Origin of the sequence: Allobosea sp., assembly GCF_051860145.1 — a bacterium.
Lineage (GTDB): Bacteria > Pseudomonadota > Alphaproteobacteria > Rhizobiales > Beijerinckiaceae > Allobosea.
Genome location: NZ_JBHYEM010000003.1, coordinates 288,873 through 303,684 on the forward strand (window position 1 = coordinate 288,873; position 14,812 = coordinate 303,684).

Below are 14,812 nucleotides of genomic sequence, written 5' to 3' on the forward strand. Positions count from 1 at the left end.
CCGATCGGATGCAGCGCATCACCGGCAAGAGCCGCATCCTCTTCATCCTCGGCGATCCGGTCGCGCATATCGTCGGATCGGCGCTGCTCAACGAGCATTTCGTGGCGCGCGGCATCGATGCCGCCGTCTCGCCGCTCCATGTCGCGCCTGACGACCTCGCCACGACCATCGCGACCTTGCGCAGGCTGCAGAACGTCGCCGGATTCGGCGTGACCATTCCGCACAAGATCCGCGTCATCGAGCTGCTCGATGAGGTCGGCGCGCGCGGCAGGCAGGTCGGCGCGGTCAATTTCGTCCGCCGCAGGGCCGATGGCACGCTGTTCGGCGACAATGTCGACGGCCTCGGTTTCATCGGCGGCCTCGCCAAGGCGGGAGTGGAGCTTCGCGGCAAGCGCGTCCTGCAGGTCGGAGCCGGCGGCGCGGGTCGCGCCATCGCCTTTGCCCTGGCCGAGGCCGGTGTCGCTCATTTGCAGATTGCGAACCGCTCGCATGCGCGCGCCGTCGATCTCGCTGCCGCAGTTGCGGCGGCTTATCCTGGTTGCCGAACGGAGGCCGGGCCCGCCGACCCGGCCGGCTTCGACATCGCGGTCAACACCACCTCGCTCGGCATGAAGCCGGACGATGCGGATCCGCTGGATCTGGCCCGGCTCGCGCCGTCCTGCGTCGCTGCCGAGGTGATCATGACACCGGAGATGACGCCGTTCCTCGCCGCCGCATCCGCACGTAGTTGCCGCATCGTTCGCGGCAAGGAGATGCTGCTCGCCCAGATGCAGGCGGCAAGCGACCTCGTCGGCCTCTGACGGTATCGCTTCATCGCAAGGGCCGGGATGAGCGCACTGTCATTCCGGGGTAGGCCACAGGCCTGAGCCCGGAACCTAGAAACGCCGACGCCGATCGATATGGCGCAGCGATCGTTGCGGATCGCTCGTGAAGATCTGCGGTTCTGGATTCCGGGCTCGCTGCTGCGCAGCGCCCCGGAAAGACGCCGTGTTTCAATATGAAAATAACACGCCCTACTCGCCGAACCCGGAGAATGGTGCGGCATCCAGGAAGCGGCGGAGCACGTTTCCGGTCAGGCGGCTGACGGAGTTGTCATAGCCGTTGCAGGAGAGCGCGCAGGCCCAGGCGATCGAGCCTGTCGAGAACACGCCGCCACCCGCCGCCGTCGGGAAGAAGGTGAGATCGGCCCGCACCAGCGCGTTCTGATCGCCCATCGTGCCGCGATGCAGCGTGCGCAATTCCTCCAGCGTCGGCACGCCGCCATAGTCGAGCTTGTCGGCCGTCGCCAGACGCAGCAGATGCGGCGGCGATCCCAGCGTCGGCTCGACGCGATCGACCTCGAGCCCGGCCGCGCCGCCGCCGCGCAGGCCGAAATCGCCGAGCGGCTGATCGAGATCGATCCCGTCCACGAGCCAGGAGACCCGCGGGTCGCGCGCCTCGCCCAGCCATTCATAGGGATAGGAGCGGGTGAAGACCTGCGCGTCGAAGCCGACGCCGACGAGGCGCTGCGGCGGGCGGCCATGGGTTCGCCACAGGCCGGACGGCTCGCCGGTGAAGGACAGCCCGTTCTCGCCCGGCTCGCCCTCCCAGGTGCGCAGGCCGTTCATGCCGCGCCGGATCTCCATTTCATGCGGCCGGCTCGGATGCCAGGCAATGCGCCAGTAGAAGCCGTTGCCGCCGAGATACATGTGGCGCCCGCCACCGCGCTGATAGGCGTCGAAGGCCTCGATCATGTTGCGGCTGAAATACTCGGGATGCGAGCCGTTGATGACGCAGGCATAGCTCTTGAGCAGCTGCGCGCCATGCCGGTCGATGTCGCAATCGGTGATGACGTCGTAGTCGAAGCCGTGATGCTCCAGCCAGTCGATGATGTGGGTGTCGTTGACATAGTTGAAGGTGTTGCCGAGCGGCCGCATGTTCAGGATCGGCCGCTTGGCGGTGGAATAGCACCAGCCGCTGCCGTCGCTATGGGTGTCGTAGGTCGACAGGCCCAGCTCGCGATGCTCCTGCAGGTAGACGTCGTCCCGCGACAGCGCGATCACGCCCTCGAGCATCGCCTCGGCATGGACCTGATCGAGCCTGAGCGCGCTGTTGGCATAGGCCTGGAAGGTCGCCGTGCTGGCGACGAGCGCGAGGCGGGATTTCGGCTGGCCGAGCGGGGCGCGCACGAAGAACGAGACATAGCTTTCGACGGGGTCGTCGCTGTCGTCGCGCGCGGTCAGGCGCAGCGCATAGAAGCCGCTGCGCCATTCGCCGGGGATCGTCATCGTCAGGTCCGGCGCCCAACCGCAATCGGCCATGTCGTCGCTGTGGAAATGAATCGCGCCGTAGAGTTCCGGCCGCTCGGTCCATTGCACCACCGAGCCGTCCCAATTGGCACCGCTCACCGCGCGCATCGGCATCTGCCGGAGCCGCGCGTCGAGCCGGTTGGTCGAGACGTCGCGGGCGATCTCGCTCGCCATCTCGAGCGAAAAGTCCCAGGCGCCGATCAGGTCGGGATCGGATGGAGATGGTGCGGTCGCCTCGCAGGCGCGGCGCAGCGCCTCCTCCGCGAGCACCGCGCCATAAAGCCGCGGCCGGTCGATCTTGCCGTCGTAATGTCCCCCGGTCCGGGGATCCGGGCCGGCCTCGTTCGCGTGGGCGGCGAAGACGAGCGCGGCGTCGGCCGGCCAGGCGAGGCCGGCCGGCCCCGCAAGGCTGAACACTCCGCTGGTGTCGCGGCCCGCCTGTGGGTCGAGGCTGCGCTGAACCAGGGTCAGTGCGCCGGTCGCGCCGTCATAGCTCGCGGCGATGAAGACCCATTCGCGTTCGATCAGTGGCGTGGCCGCGCGCAAGGTCGCTCCGGCGACCTCGAAGACCAGGTGACCCGCATCGAGGCCGAGCCGCCAGCCTTGCCGCAGGTCGTCACGCCAGCGCGACAGGATCGTCTGCGGTCCGGCGAGCGGCGCCGTCGGGTAGAGGAAGCAGCCGGTCGAGAAGCTCGGCGCCGACAGGACGGGCGCGTCAGGGATGATCGCGGCGGAGCCCGCATGGATCGGCTGATCGCGCAGCGCGACTGTCCCGTCGATCGGCGCCCCCGGGCTGGTGAGCTGGACGCCCGGACCCGCCGGATCGGGATCGCCGCAGCGAACCCGCACGATCCGGGCTTCGGCCTGCGACAGCGTCGGGCTCGAGAGATGGAAGGCGATCGCCTCGCCCGGCGAGACGACGAGCGGCCACGCATAGCCGAGTACGGAAGTCGTGTCTTTCATGGTGCAGGGGTTCCATCGTCGAGCCGCTGTCCGGTCAGCGCTTCCCAGCGCATGACGAATACGGCCCATTCGGCTTCGGCGAGGCTGGTGAAGATCCGGTTCGGGAAGGTTTCAACCGGCGCGCCGCGGCGGCCCGGCAGGCGCCCGAGCATCCAGCGACGGTTCGGCTCCAGCACGATCAGGACATGGCGTTTTCCGACGCCGGTCCAGCGCATGCGGTGCAGCAGCTTGCGCAGGTCGTCGCTATGAGGACCGCGCGGGCTGGCGCGCATCTCCTCGACCAGATCCTGCCGTGTCGGATCGATCGGCCAATGGGCCGCGTCGGCATAGTTCACCAGCATCCAGGACACCCCGGCGAAACGACCGGCGCGACCCCAGGGCCGCGCCGGCAGGACAGCGAAGACGCACTCATTTCGTCAGCCAGGTCACTTCGTCAGCCACGTGACCCAGCGCTCGCGCAACGCATTGCGGTTCGCCGCGACCCATTCGTAGTCGGCGATGACGAGCCTGGACCAGTTGTCGGGCCAGGAGGCGCGGAAGCGCCGTTCCTCGGCCGGGACGAGGTTGGGCGCCTCGCGGTTGTTGGAATCGAAGGAGACCTTCTCGCTGAAGCCGAGGTGCTCCTTGGCGTTCTGGACGAAGAAATCCAGGAACTTGACGCCGTTTGCTGTATTGGGGCTGCCCTTCAGCACCGCCCAGTTGCCGACATCGCGGATCGCCTGATTCCAGGTGAAGTCGAATTCGCCGCTTTTGGCGAGCGGGACCGAGCGGCTGGAATAGACCATCATCATCACCGCGTCGCCGCCGCGCATGATCTGCATGGCGTTGTCGCCGCTCTTCCACCAGGCGGCGACATGCGGCTTGAGCGCGTCGAGCTTCTTGTAGGCGCGATCGACATCCATCGGGAACGCCTTGTCCGGCGCGACCCCGTCGGCCAGCAGCGCGGCGAGCGGAACCCACCATTCCCTGTCGCCGGTATCGGGCAACGAGCGCGGCCCCGGGAAGCGCTGCACGTCGAAGAAATCGGCCCAGGATTGCGGCCCGCCATTGGGGAACGCCTTCTTGCTCCAGGTCAGGGCCATGCCGCCGGCGGTGCGAATGATGCCCTGCGGAAAGCAGCCGTTCGGCAGCCCGTTGGCGACGATGCCGGGCATGCCGGCGCAGTCGAGCGGCTGGATCAAGTCGGCATGCTGGATCAAGTCCGGCGGCGTCGCCGTCACCACGTCGAACGGCACGTTGCCGCTGCGCTGGCCGGCGCGGGCCCGGGCCCACTGGTCGGGGAGCTCGATCGGCACGGAGCGGACCCTGATGCCGGTCTCGGTCTCGAAGCGCTTGTAGAAATGCTCCTGCAGGCTGCGTTCCATCAGGCCGCCGGTGGTCGCTATGATGACCTCCTTGGACTGAGCGGTTGCCGGCCGGCCGATGGCGAAGCTCGCCACGCCGAGTGCGCCTCCAAGAAAATGGCGGCGTGTCGTCTGAAGGCGTCGTCCTTTGTGATCCTGGCTCATTGCGAGACTCCCCTTTTTTGCCGTCCGGAATGGTTCTTGATCACGGCGAGATACGGGCGTTGCGACGGTCCGTGCGGCTCTTCACGAAATGGCTCCCGATCAGCGCGAGCGCGGTCAGCAGCGTCAGCATGGTCGCGACCGCGGCGAGCGTCGGCGAGATGTTGTAGTCGATGTCCTCGAACATCTTCCGCGGCAGCGTCTTGCGGTCGAGATTGGAGATGAAGAACGAGACCACCGCCTCGTCGAAGGAAATGATGAAGGCGAACAGCGCCGCCGAGATCACGCCGGGCGCGATCAGCGGCAAGGTGACATGGCGGAAGGTCTGCAGCGGGCCGGCGCCACAGGAGAGCGCCGCCCGTTCGAGATCGGCGTCGAAGCGATAGAGCGCCGCGAGCACGGTGAACACGACGAAGGGCAACGCCAGGATCGTATGCGCCATGGCGAAGCCGAGCAGCGTGCCGGTCAGCCGCAACTGCTCGAAGACCAGGAACATCGCGACCGCGAGCGCGATATGCGGCACGATCACCGGCCCGATCACCAGGAGCTCGATCAGCCCCTTCCCCGGCAGCCGCCCGCGCACGAGGGCGAGCGCCAGCATGGTGCCGATCACGGTCGCGCAGATGGTGGCGATCACGCCCGTCTCGAGGCTGAAGAGCGTCGCGTTGATCCAGTCCTGATCCGCGAAATACTCGCTGTACCAGCGCAGCGAGAAGCCGTTTGGCGGAAACCGCATATAGCGCTCGGGACCGACCGACATCGGCACGATCACCAGCGTCGGCAGCAGCAGGAAGATGGTGACCGCATAGGCGGCTGCGCCCAGCGCCGCCTGGCCCCCGCGGCGTTGCGGCCGACCCCTTTGGTTGCCGGCGCTCACGCGGCCCCCACGAAGCGGTCGAGCCGGACGACGCGGCGGAAGAGGATCGCGATCAGCAGGACGAAGGCGAGCATGACCCCGACGAGCGCGCCGGCAAAGGACCAGTCCAGCATCTCGCGGACCTGCTGCGACACAAGCGTCGCGATCATCATCTGCTGGGGGCCGCCGATCAGGGCCGGCGTGACGAAGAAGCCGAAGCCGAGCAGGAAGACCATCAGGCAGCCGGAACTCACCCCGGGCAGGGAGAGCGGGAAGATCACCTCGCGGAAGGTTGCCCAGTCGGAGGCGCCGAGCATCTGCGCCGCCCGGCCGTAATCGTCCGGGATGCCACGCAGCGCCGAATAGATCGGCAGCACCATGAAAGGCAGCAGCACATGGCTCATCGCGAAGACCACGGCCGCTTCGGTGTAGAGCAGCTTGAGCGGCTCGCCGATCACGCCGGTCGACATCAGGACCTGGTTGATGACGCCGTTCTTCTGCAGCAGCACCATCCAGGCATAGGTGCGCACCAGGACCGAGGTCCATAGCGGCAGCAGCACGGACGCCACCAGGATCGCGAGCTTGACGCCTCCGGCCCGCGACATCGCCCAGGCCAGCGGCCAGGCGAGAATGAGGGTCAGGAACGTGACCAGGACCGCGATCCGCAAGGTCCTGAGCATCACCCGGACATAGACGGGCTCGCCGAGCGCCCGCTCGTAATGGGCGAGCGTCGGCGCCGGCAGGAAAAGGCTCTCGTGGAGAAGCGAGCCGAGCGGGAGCAGGAAGGTGACGAGGGCCAGCAGCAGGAAGGGGCTTGCCAGCAGCAGGCTCGCCGCCGGGCTGTAGTGACGGCCGCCAAGGACCCAGCTGCTCGGGCGCCGGCTCAAGGCGCATCTCCGAAGGCGCGCGCGTCCTCGGCGCTCCAGCGCAGGCCGACCTGGTCGCCCAGCGCCGGCGCGGCATGCTGGCTGCCGGCGGGCAGCCGCACGCGGAACGGCAGGCCGTTTGGCCCCTCGAGGATCAGCGTGGTCGCGTTGCCGGCATAGATGGCTTCGTTCACGCGCGCCGTCAGGGCGGCGCCGTCCGCCGCGACGACGGCAAGCCGCTCCGGCCGGACCGCGAGCCTTACGCGGCCGCCGGCAGCGACCGGATCGACCGCCGTTGCCGCGACGAGGGCGCCGCCGTCGAGCACGACCGTGACGGGTCCGCCCGACGCGCCCGCATCGCGCACCGTGCCGGCACAGAAATTGGTCTCGCCGATGAAGCCGGCGACGAAGGGGGTCCGCGGCGTCTCATAAAGGTCCTGCGGCGAGCCGACCTGCTGGAGCTTGCCCTGGTCGAGCACCGCGACACGGTCGGCCATCGTCAGGGCCTCCGTCTGGTCGTGGGTGACGAAGACGACGGTGACGCCGATCTCGCGCTGCAGATGCTTGGTCTCGATCTGCATTTCCTCGCGCAGATTCTTGTCCAGCGCGGAGAGCGGCTCATCCATCAGCAGGACGCGCGGCTTGTAGACGATCGCCCGGGCGATCGCGACGCGCTGCTGCTGGCCGCCGGAGAGCTGCGAGGGCTTGCGGTCGCCATAGGCGTCGAGCCGGACGGTCGCGAGAGCGGCGCGCGCCCTGTCTTCGCGCTCGGCCCGGCCGACGCCGCGCATCTTGAGCGGAAAGGCGATGTTCTCCAGCACCGACATATGCGGAAACAGCGTGTATTTCTGGAAGACCATGCCGAGGTTGCGCTTGTTCGGCGGCACCCAGGTGACGTCCTCGCCGCCGACCAGGATGCTGCCCGCGTCGGGGTACTCGAAGCCGGCGATCGCCATCAGGATCGTCGTCTTGCCCGAGCCGGACGGCCCCAGCAGCGCCAGGAATTCGCCCGGCCTGACGTCCAGCGACACGCCATCGACCGCGGCGACGGAACCGAACCGCTTGACGATATCTCTCAGCTCGATGCCGACAGAACGGCTGCTCGCTTCAGTCGATTGCAGCATTATCCCCTCTTATTTCCCGACATAATATTTGATATATCCTTCGTGGCAAGCTTGATCTGGCTTTGCCGGGATGTCGTGAATTTAGCGGGCCTGCCTTGATGTGCACGGATCGCAGGCTGAGGTTCTGGCGCGCCGAAATATCATGTACACCCGCATTGAATGGGTCGTTCCAGCGTGGGGCAAGACGTGGCGATGACGGAAGACGCGGCGGCCGATGGATCGGGTGCGATGGCGCCGGTGGCGCGCGACAGCCTGACCAGGATTGTCTACAACAACCTGCGCCTCGCCTTGATGGAGGGCCGCTTCTGGCCCGGTCATCGCTTCAAGATCCGCGAGCTCGCCGCCTCGATGAGGGTCTCGGAGACGCCGATCCGCGAGGCGCTGATGCAGCTGGTGCGCGCCCGCGCGCTGGAGCTGCTCGACGGCCGCTCGATCATCGTCGCCCATATGTCGCTCGCGCAATATCTCGAGCTGCGCACGATCCGGCTGTTCCTCGAGGGCACGGCCGCCGAGAGCGCCACGGCGCGCATCACCGACGAAGGCATCGCGCAGATGGCGGCGCTTCATGAAGAACTGGTCGCGGCCGAAGCCGAGAAGCGCTGGTCCGACGCGGTTCGCGCCAATTGGCGCTTTCACCACAGGCTTTACGAAGCCGCCGAGATGCCGGAGCTGCTCGCGATCCTCGACGACATCTGGATGCGCAACGGCCCGCTGCTGAACTACCATTATCCGCATGCGCCGCCGACCTATCCCGGCCCGCACGAGCATCTGCGCGTCCTCGAGAACCTGCGCCGCCGCGATGCGGCCGGCGTGCGCGACGCGATCCAGACCGATATGCGGCAGGGCGGCGTCAATCTCGTCAAGCTGCTCGAAGCCGGCGGCGATACCCGCAACCTGTCGCGCGAGCAGGGCACCGCCCCGTCAGGCTGACGCGGTCTCACGCGCCCTGCGGTAGGCGCGGACGATCGCCTCTGCGGTCAGGCCGTAGCGCTCGAAGAGATAGGGCGTCGTCCCGCCTTCCGCGAAGACGTCGCGCACGCCGACGCGCGCGAAGCCGCAGCGGACGCCGCTATCCATGAGCAGTTCCGCGACCGCACTGCCGAGCCCGCCGATGATCGAGTGGTTCTCCGCCGTGATGACAGTGCGGGCCGACCGTGCGAGCACGGCGATCTCGGGGTCGATCGGCTTCAGCGTCGGCACGTCGACGACACCGACATGGATCCCCTCGGTCGCCAGGCGCTCGGCCGCCAGCAGAGCCTGCTCGACCATCATGCCGCAGGCGAGCAGCAGCCCCTCTCCGGGCGCGCGCAGGATGCGCACCCGCCCGATCGGCATTGCCTCCTCGCTGACGGCCGGCACCTGCTCGGTCCCGTCGGCGCGCTTGAGTCGGAGATAGACCGGCCCGTCATGGGCGGCCGCGGCGCGAACCGCGGCCGGTACCTCGCCCGGCCCGCTCGGCTCGATCACCGTCATGTTCGGCAGGGCCCGCATCAGCGCGATATCGTCGATCGCCTGGTGGGAGACGCCGAGCAGCGTCGTCAGCCCGGGAATCACGCCGACGATCTTCACATTCGCCTTCGGGTAGGCCACCTGCATCGCGATCTGGTCGTAGCAGCGACGGGTCGCGAAGACGCAGAAGGAATGCACGAAGGGGATCTCGCCGCTGCGGGCCATGCCGCCGGCGATGCCGATCATGTTCGCTTCCGCGATGCCGACCTGAAGGAAGCGCTCGGGCAGCGCGTCCCGGAACAGGTCGGTTTCCGTCGGCAGCGTCAGGTCCGCGGTGAGGCAGACGATGCGCGGGTCCGCCTTGGCCAGCGCCAGCAGCGTCTCGCCATAGTATTTGCGCACTGGTGCCGCAGCGGCGCCGCGCTGGTTGAAATCCTGGACGGCGAGCGTCTCGGCAGGTTTCGAGGTCATGGCTCGCCCTCCGACTGGGCCAGGCTTGCGAGCGCCATCGCGGCAACATCCGGCGGCAGCTTGAGGTTATGGGCAAGGATGCCTTCCAGCGCCGACACGCCCTTGCCCGGCAAGGTCCGGACGACGAGGCATGTCGGCTGCCCGGAGGCCGCGCGGGCGCGCTCGAGCGCCACGAGCAGGGCCGGAATATCGTGGCCGTCGACATTCTCCTGGGCCCAGCCGAAGGCCGCCCATTTCTGGGCGATCGGCTCGAGCTTCACCACCGTGTCGACATGGCCCTCGACCTGCATGCGGTTGTCGTCGATCAGCAGGCAGAGATTGTCGAGGCCGAGGCTGCCGGCGAGAAGCGCCGCCTCCCAAACCTGCCCCTCCTGCAATTCGCCATCGCCCAGGATCACGTAGATCCGGCTTGCCGCGCCGCGGCGCCTGGCGCTCAGCGCCATGCCGATCGCGACCGAAAGCCCCTGCCCCAGCGAGCCGCAGGTCGCCTCGATCACCGTGCCGAGGCGCTCGGAAGCGTTGACCTCGAAGGGCGAGCCATCGCGGCAATAGTTGGCAAGCTCCGCGGTATCGACCAAGCCGCGCTCGGCGAGCGTCGCATAGAAGATCGCGGTGTTATGGGCGGTCGACAGCAGCAGCCGGTCGCGATCGGCCCAGTCCGGGTCGGACGGGTCGAGCCGCAGCTCGGCGAAATAGAGCACCGCGAACAGATCGGCCGCGCCGAGCCCCTGCTGGACATAGCCTTGTCCGGTGGGCGCGACGAGCTCGACCACGCGCCGCCGCAGGCGGGCGGCCACTGCCGCTAGCGCTGCGGCATCGAGGATGCGCGGCGCGGGCTGGCGTTCCGGACGGGCCGTCATGGCGCCCTGCCGCGATGTGTCGGCGCGCGGCGCGCCTGCCTGGCGAGGACTACCATGAGGGGCCTCCTGTCGGGTGGACGGGTCTATGTATATGATATATTCGTTTTGCGTCTAGGGAGGCCGAGAACGGATGGCGCTGGTTTTTGGTGCGATCGCCGACGATCTGACCGGCGGGCTTGAACTGGCGGCGATGCTGTGTGCCCAGGGCGTCGCCTGCGAATTCGTAACGGACGCGGCGGAGCCGGCACAAGCGCAGGCGATCGTCGTGGCGAGGCGCACGCGCGTGGCCGATCCCGCCTTCGCCCGCGACGAGTTCACGCGGATCGGCAGCTGGCTGCGCGACCAGGGCGCGCGGCAGATCTTCTTTAAATATTGCGCGACCTTCGATTCCACACCCGCCGGCAATATCGGCCCCTGCGCCGATGCGCTGCGCGCCATCACTGGCGGCGGCCTCACCGCCTTCTGCCCGTCTTTCCCCGAAGCCGGCAGGCGGGTGTTCCAGGGGCATCTCTTTGCCGACGACCGGCTGATCTCGGAATCGTCGAAACGCTATGATCCGCTGACGCCGATGACCGACCCGGACCTGGTCCGGGTCCTGCAACAGCAGACGGCGACATCGGTCGGCTTGATCCCGCAGCAGGTGGTCCGCGACGGTCTCGCCGCGATGGAGCGGCATTGCGCCGGCCTGGTCGGGCGCGGGATCGGCTTTGCGCTCGCCGACGCGGCGACGCCCGAAGACCTTGCTGCCATTGCCGAGCTGACGATGGCCTGGCCACTGATGACCGGGAACTCCTCCGTCGCCGCCTATTACCCGGCGCTGTGGCGGCGGGCAGGGTTGGTCGGCGAGGCACAAAAGGCGCTCCTGCCCGCGATTGCAGGGCCGGGTGTGGTGCTGGCCGGAAGCTGCGCCGAGAAGACGCTGAAGCAGCTCGAGATCTTCGCGCAGTCGCGGCCCGTCCTGACCATCGACCCGGGAGAATTCAGCGATCCGAAGGCTGCCTGCGCGCAGGCGCTCGACTGGGCGCTGCCCCGGCTCGCTGCCGGTCCGGTCGCGATCGCGACCTCCGCCGGCCCAGAACAGGTTGCCGCCTTGCAGGAGCGCCTCGGCCGCCGCGAGGCTGCGGCGCGGGCGGAGACGATCCTGTCGCTCCTCGCCCAGCGCCTGCGCGAGGCCGGGGTCCGGCGCTTCCTGATCGCCGGTGGCGAGACCTCGGGCGCGATCCTCGACGGCTTCGGCATCACCCGGCTGACCGTCGGAGCCTATCGCGCGCCCGGCATCTCGCACGCCGTGGCGGACGGCGCCGAGCCGCTCGCATTCTGCCTGAAATCCGGGAAGCTCGGTCCCGACGACATGTTCCTGCCGATGCTCGAGACGATGGAACGCGGAGACGGATGATGGCTGAGAACGGGCAGGCAGGAGCCAACGAACAGGCCGCACGCGTCGAATTGCGCGACGTCTATCGCCGGATCGAGCAGGTCGGGCTCAGCATCGGCAATGCCGGCAATATCAGCATCCGCTTCGGCGAGCACATGCTGATCAGCCCGACCGGGGCTGATGGCGCCACCATCCGCCCCGAGGACTTCGTCCTGACGCGGCTGGACGGAACCGCCCTGTCGCCGGGCGTGCCGTCGAGCGAATGGGCGATCCATGCTGCAGTCTACCAGGCCGGGCTCGGCGGATCGGTCATCCACGCCCATCCCGATCACTGCGTCGCCCTGTCCTGCCTGCGCAAGCCCATCCCGGCCTTCCACTACATGGTCGCGTCGTTCGGCGGGAAGGAAGTGCCTTGCGCGCCTTATGCCGTCTTCGGCTCGGCCGCCCTGGCCGAGGGCGTCATCGAGGCGCTGCGGCTGCACAACGCCTGCCTCATGGCCAATCACGGCATGGTCTGCCGCGCCGACAGCCTGAAGCAGGCGCTCGCGCGGGCGATCAAGCTGGAAATGCTCGCCCGTCAATATTGTTTGGCGAAGCAGACCGGCGCGGTCGTGATGCTGGACGATGCCGAGATGGATACGGTTCTGGCGCGCTACGCCGAATACGGCAGCGGACGCCTGCCGTCCGAAGCCTCGAAGCCAAGCGCCGCGGCCTCATAGCCCACGGACGGTCGGGGCGATTATCGCGGAACCAACTGCTGAACCGCCTTTGCCTCCGCCGCGATGCGATCCCAGTCATAGAGCATCGGCACCATCTCGCAGGCGCTCCAGGGCGCATTCTGGTCGGCATAGTGACTGCTGCCGGGATGCCCCGAGGCTCCGTGGAAGACGACCCAGCGGCTGTTCTCCCAGGCTCCGACGTCGAAGACATAGCGAGACAGGGCGCCATAGGTCGAGGCCGGCCCGGCCGCCGGCACGATGCCGGTCGCCAGCACCGTGTCGCCATCGCCACCGATCGGCCGCGACGGCGGATCGAGCAGCGCGGCGACGTCCGGAAAATGCGCCGATAGCGGATGGACGAAACGCGGTTGGTGCGCTTCGCCCCAGGTCTTTCCGGTGAAGCGTTCCGCCGCGAGCGACAGCGCCTCCGCAATCGCCTCGTCCCAGGTCCCGCCGCGCAGCAGGCCGGTATCGTCGTCGCGCAGCAGTCTCGGCAGCGCCCACCAGACCTGCCCATCCGGTGAAATGCCGGGCGGGACATGGGCGAAAGCGTGCGAGGTCGCTTGCGCCAGTCCGCTGCGGGCGGTCACGATCCCGGTCAGGGCCCGGCGAAACTCGTTATAGGCCGCGGCCGCCCGCGAGCCCTCGTCCATGCGCCCGTCCCAGCCGAGCAGCAATTGTCGGAGCTCTTCGGCTTTCCGGCCGGCCCCGGCGCCCAGCGCTGCGAGCCGCTTCCGGAACAGTCCGGCATGGGGAGATACGGTGTCGGCATGGATCGCCGCGGCGTCCTCGACCTTGAACGGAGCCGCGCGCAGGCGCTCGAAGATCCGCTCGGCACGATAGGGCGGGTGGCAATCGGTGCACAGATAGTCCGGGTGGCTGTCGTCGACCACGCGATTATTGGCGGTGACGATCATCCCACCGGGCGGGTCGATGATGCAGGGCATGTCCTCATGCGCGATCCATTCGCGCCATTCGTGCTCCCCCGTCCAGCCCGGCACCGGCAGCCAGCCGTTTTCCCGCGGCCGGCGCGGCACGCGGGCGCGCACGAGATGGCCGATCGAACCGGCCGTGTCGCCGGCGACGAGGTTGTGGTCGATCAGGCCCCAGCCGCGCGTCGCTTCATAGAGGCCGGCGACGGTCGCAGCCCGCGTCATGCGCGGCAGGCAGTCGAAGGACAGATCCGTCTCCGCGAACTGGACGGATCGCAAGGAGAGGCCGACACCCTTGCCCGGGTCACCGGCGATCACCGGACCGTGCCGCGTCTCGACGATCTCGAAGATGCGGTCGGCTGAGCCACGGACGCAGATGCGGTCCGTGCGGCGGCGCGTCGGCTCGAACCCGTCGCCGAACCTTGCCTGCGCGCCCTCGGCCGTGAACTGCTCGAGGAAGAGATCGTGGATGTCCATGAAGGCGTGGGTGACGCAATAGGCAACCTTGCCGTTATGGGCGAAATGCGGGAACCCCGGCACGCCGGGCACGGTCAGCCCGACCATGTCGAAGGCGTCGCAAGCGAGGTGATGCTGGGCATACATGCCCGGGATCTCGAAGACGCGATGCGGATCGCCAGCGAGGACGGGCCGGCCCGTGGCCGTTGCCTTCGGGCCGACCGCCCAATTGTTGCTACCGCCGCCGGTGCCGTCCGCGGCGTCGCCTCCCATGGCCTGAAGCAGGCTCTCGACGGCCGGCGCCAGGGCCGCGAGATCGGCCTCGAAGCGTTGCGCGCTGGCACCCGGTGGAATGCAGAGCAGGTCGCGCCCGCCATCGTCATAGCGCAGCTTGAGCGCGTTCTCCGCGCCGACGACGGGCAGCGCCAACATCCGCCAGAGCTTGAACCAGATCGAGCCCATCAGCAGGCCCAGCCGCCGCATCACGGCGATGCTGTGCCAGGGCTGCCAAGGCTCGGCCTCGGCCTGCAGCAGCTGGTACTCGTAGGGCAGCGGCGCGCCCGATGCGAGAAAGGCATTCACGCCGGCCGCATAGGCGACGAGCATGTCCTTCGCCGGCGCGCTCAGCGCCGCATAGTCGCGCCGGCAGGCGCTCTCCATGCCGAGGCGCCGCACCAGGATGTCGGCTTCCGCCGCCTCCGGGCCGAGCCATTCGGCGGCGCGGCCGAGCGCCTTGCGGCGGGTCAGGTCCATCTGGAAGAGCCGGTCCTGCGCGTGCACGAAGCCGAGCGCCATGAAGGCATCGGCCTCGCTGCCCGCCCGGATATGCGGAATTCCCCAGGAATCGCGATGAACGGTGCCCGTCTTCTCCAGCCCCGGGAAGGTGAACGCGCCCGAGAGCGGCGGCACAGCCGCCTTCAAGGCGCTGCGATCGGCGTCAGTGGCCAT

Annotated in this window: 13 protein-coding genes; 4 read left to right on the forward strand and 9 right to left on the reverse strand. The window is 68.4% G+C overall.

What is annotated here, in order from left to right; translation table 11 throughout:
• Nucleotides 1–8: 8 nt before the first annotated feature.
• Nucleotides 9–800 carry a shikimate dehydrogenase family protein gene (locus tag ACTIF2_RS07065; RefSeq protein WP_439496334.1) on the forward strand — a complete coding sequence of 264 codons (792 nt, stop codon included), beginning with the start codon at nt 9–11 and terminating at the stop codon, nt 798–800.
• 213 nt (nt 801–1,013) lie between these two features.
• Here ACTIF2_RS07065 and ACTIF2_RS07070 read toward each other — a convergent pair whose 3' ends face one another.
• The 6 genes from ACTIF2_RS07070 to ACTIF2_RS07095 all read right to left on the reverse strand — a co-directional run bounded on the left by ACTIF2_RS07070 (nt 1,014) and on the right by ACTIF2_RS07095 (nt 7,602).
• Nucleotides 1,014–3,251: a N,N-dimethylformamidase beta subunit family domain-containing protein gene (locus tag ACTIF2_RS07070; protein ID WP_439496335.1), complete on the reverse strand. Its 2,238-nt coding sequence runs from the start codon at nt 3,249–3,251 to the stop codon at nt 1,014–1,016.
• Entirely contained in the window at nt 3,248–3,592 is a 345-nt protein-coding gene (locus tag ACTIF2_RS07075; protein WP_439496336.1) for a hypothetical protein, read from the reverse strand. Before ACTIF2_RS07075 ends, ACTIF2_RS07070 begins: the two co-directional genes overlap by 4 nt.
• A gap of 84 nt (nt 3,593–3,676) precedes the next feature.
• Nucleotides 3,677–4,690: an extracellular solute-binding protein gene (locus ACTIF2_RS07080; RefSeq protein ID WP_439496337.1), complete on the reverse strand. Its 1,014-nt coding sequence runs from the start codon at nt 4,688–4,690 to the stop codon at nt 3,677–3,679.
• A gap of 109 nt (nt 4,691–4,799) precedes the next feature.
• Entirely contained in the window at nt 4,800–5,633 is an 834-nt protein-coding gene (locus tag ACTIF2_RS07085; RefSeq protein WP_439496338.1) for an ABC transporter permease, read from the reverse strand.
• Complete coding sequence (locus tag ACTIF2_RS07090; protein WP_439496503.1) at nt 5,630–6,439, reverse strand: ABC transporter permease; 810 nt, start codon at nt 6,437–6,439, stop codon at nt 5,630–5,632. The genes ACTIF2_RS07085 and ACTIF2_RS07090 overlap by 4 nt, the downstream gene beginning before the upstream one ends.
• Nucleotides 6,440–6,495: 56 nt before the next feature.
• A complete protein-coding gene (locus tag ACTIF2_RS07095) occupies nt 6,496–7,602 on the reverse strand; it encodes an ABC transporter ATP-binding protein (protein WP_439496339.1) in 1,107 nt (368 codons plus the stop codon).
• 192 nt (nt 7,603–7,794) lie between these two features.
• Here ACTIF2_RS07095 and ACTIF2_RS07100 point away from each other — a divergent pair, with 192 nt between their 5' ends.
• Complete coding sequence (locus ACTIF2_RS07100; protein ID WP_439496340.1) at nt 7,795–8,532, forward strand: GntR family transcriptional regulator; 738 nt, start codon at nt 7,795–7,797, stop codon at nt 8,530–8,532.
• Here the strand turns inward: ACTIF2_RS07100 and ACTIF2_RS07105 are convergent.
• Nucleotides 8,524–9,522 carry a transketolase family protein gene (locus ACTIF2_RS07105; RefSeq protein WP_439496341.1) on the reverse strand — a complete coding sequence of 333 codons (999 nt, stop codon included), beginning with the start codon at nt 9,520–9,522 and terminating at the stop codon, nt 8,524–8,526. The genes ACTIF2_RS07100 and ACTIF2_RS07105 overlap by 9 nt on opposite strands.
• Nucleotides 9,519–10,382 carry a transketolase gene (locus tag ACTIF2_RS07110; RefSeq protein WP_439496342.1) on the reverse strand — a complete coding sequence of 288 codons (864 nt, stop codon included), beginning with the start codon at nt 10,380–10,382 and terminating at the stop codon, nt 9,519–9,521. The genes ACTIF2_RS07105 and ACTIF2_RS07110 overlap by 4 nt, the downstream gene beginning before the upstream one ends.
• A 130-nt stretch (nt 10,383–10,512) precedes the next feature.
• Here ACTIF2_RS07110 and otnK point away from each other — a divergent pair, with 130 nt between their 5' ends.
• Both otnK and ACTIF2_RS07120 read left to right on the forward strand, forming a co-directional pair.
• A complete protein-coding gene (gene otnK / locus ACTIF2_RS07115) occupies nt 10,513–11,778 on the forward strand; it encodes a 3-oxo-tetronate kinase (protein ID WP_439496343.1) in 1,266 nt (421 codons plus the stop codon).
• On the forward strand, nt 11,778–12,476 hold the full coding sequence (locus ACTIF2_RS07120) for a class II aldolase/adducin family protein (protein ID WP_439496344.1): 699 nt from the start codon (nt 11,778–11,780) through the stop codon (nt 12,474–12,476). Before otnK ends, ACTIF2_RS07120 begins: the two co-directional genes overlap by 1 nt.
• A gap of 20 nt (nt 12,477–12,496) precedes the next feature.
• On the opposite strand, the gene ACTIF2_RS07125 is transcribed toward ACTIF2_RS07120, so the two are convergent.
• A complete protein-coding gene (locus ACTIF2_RS07125) occupies nt 12,497–14,812 on the reverse strand; it encodes a penicillin acylase family protein (protein ID WP_439496345.1) in 2,316 nt (771 codons plus the stop codon).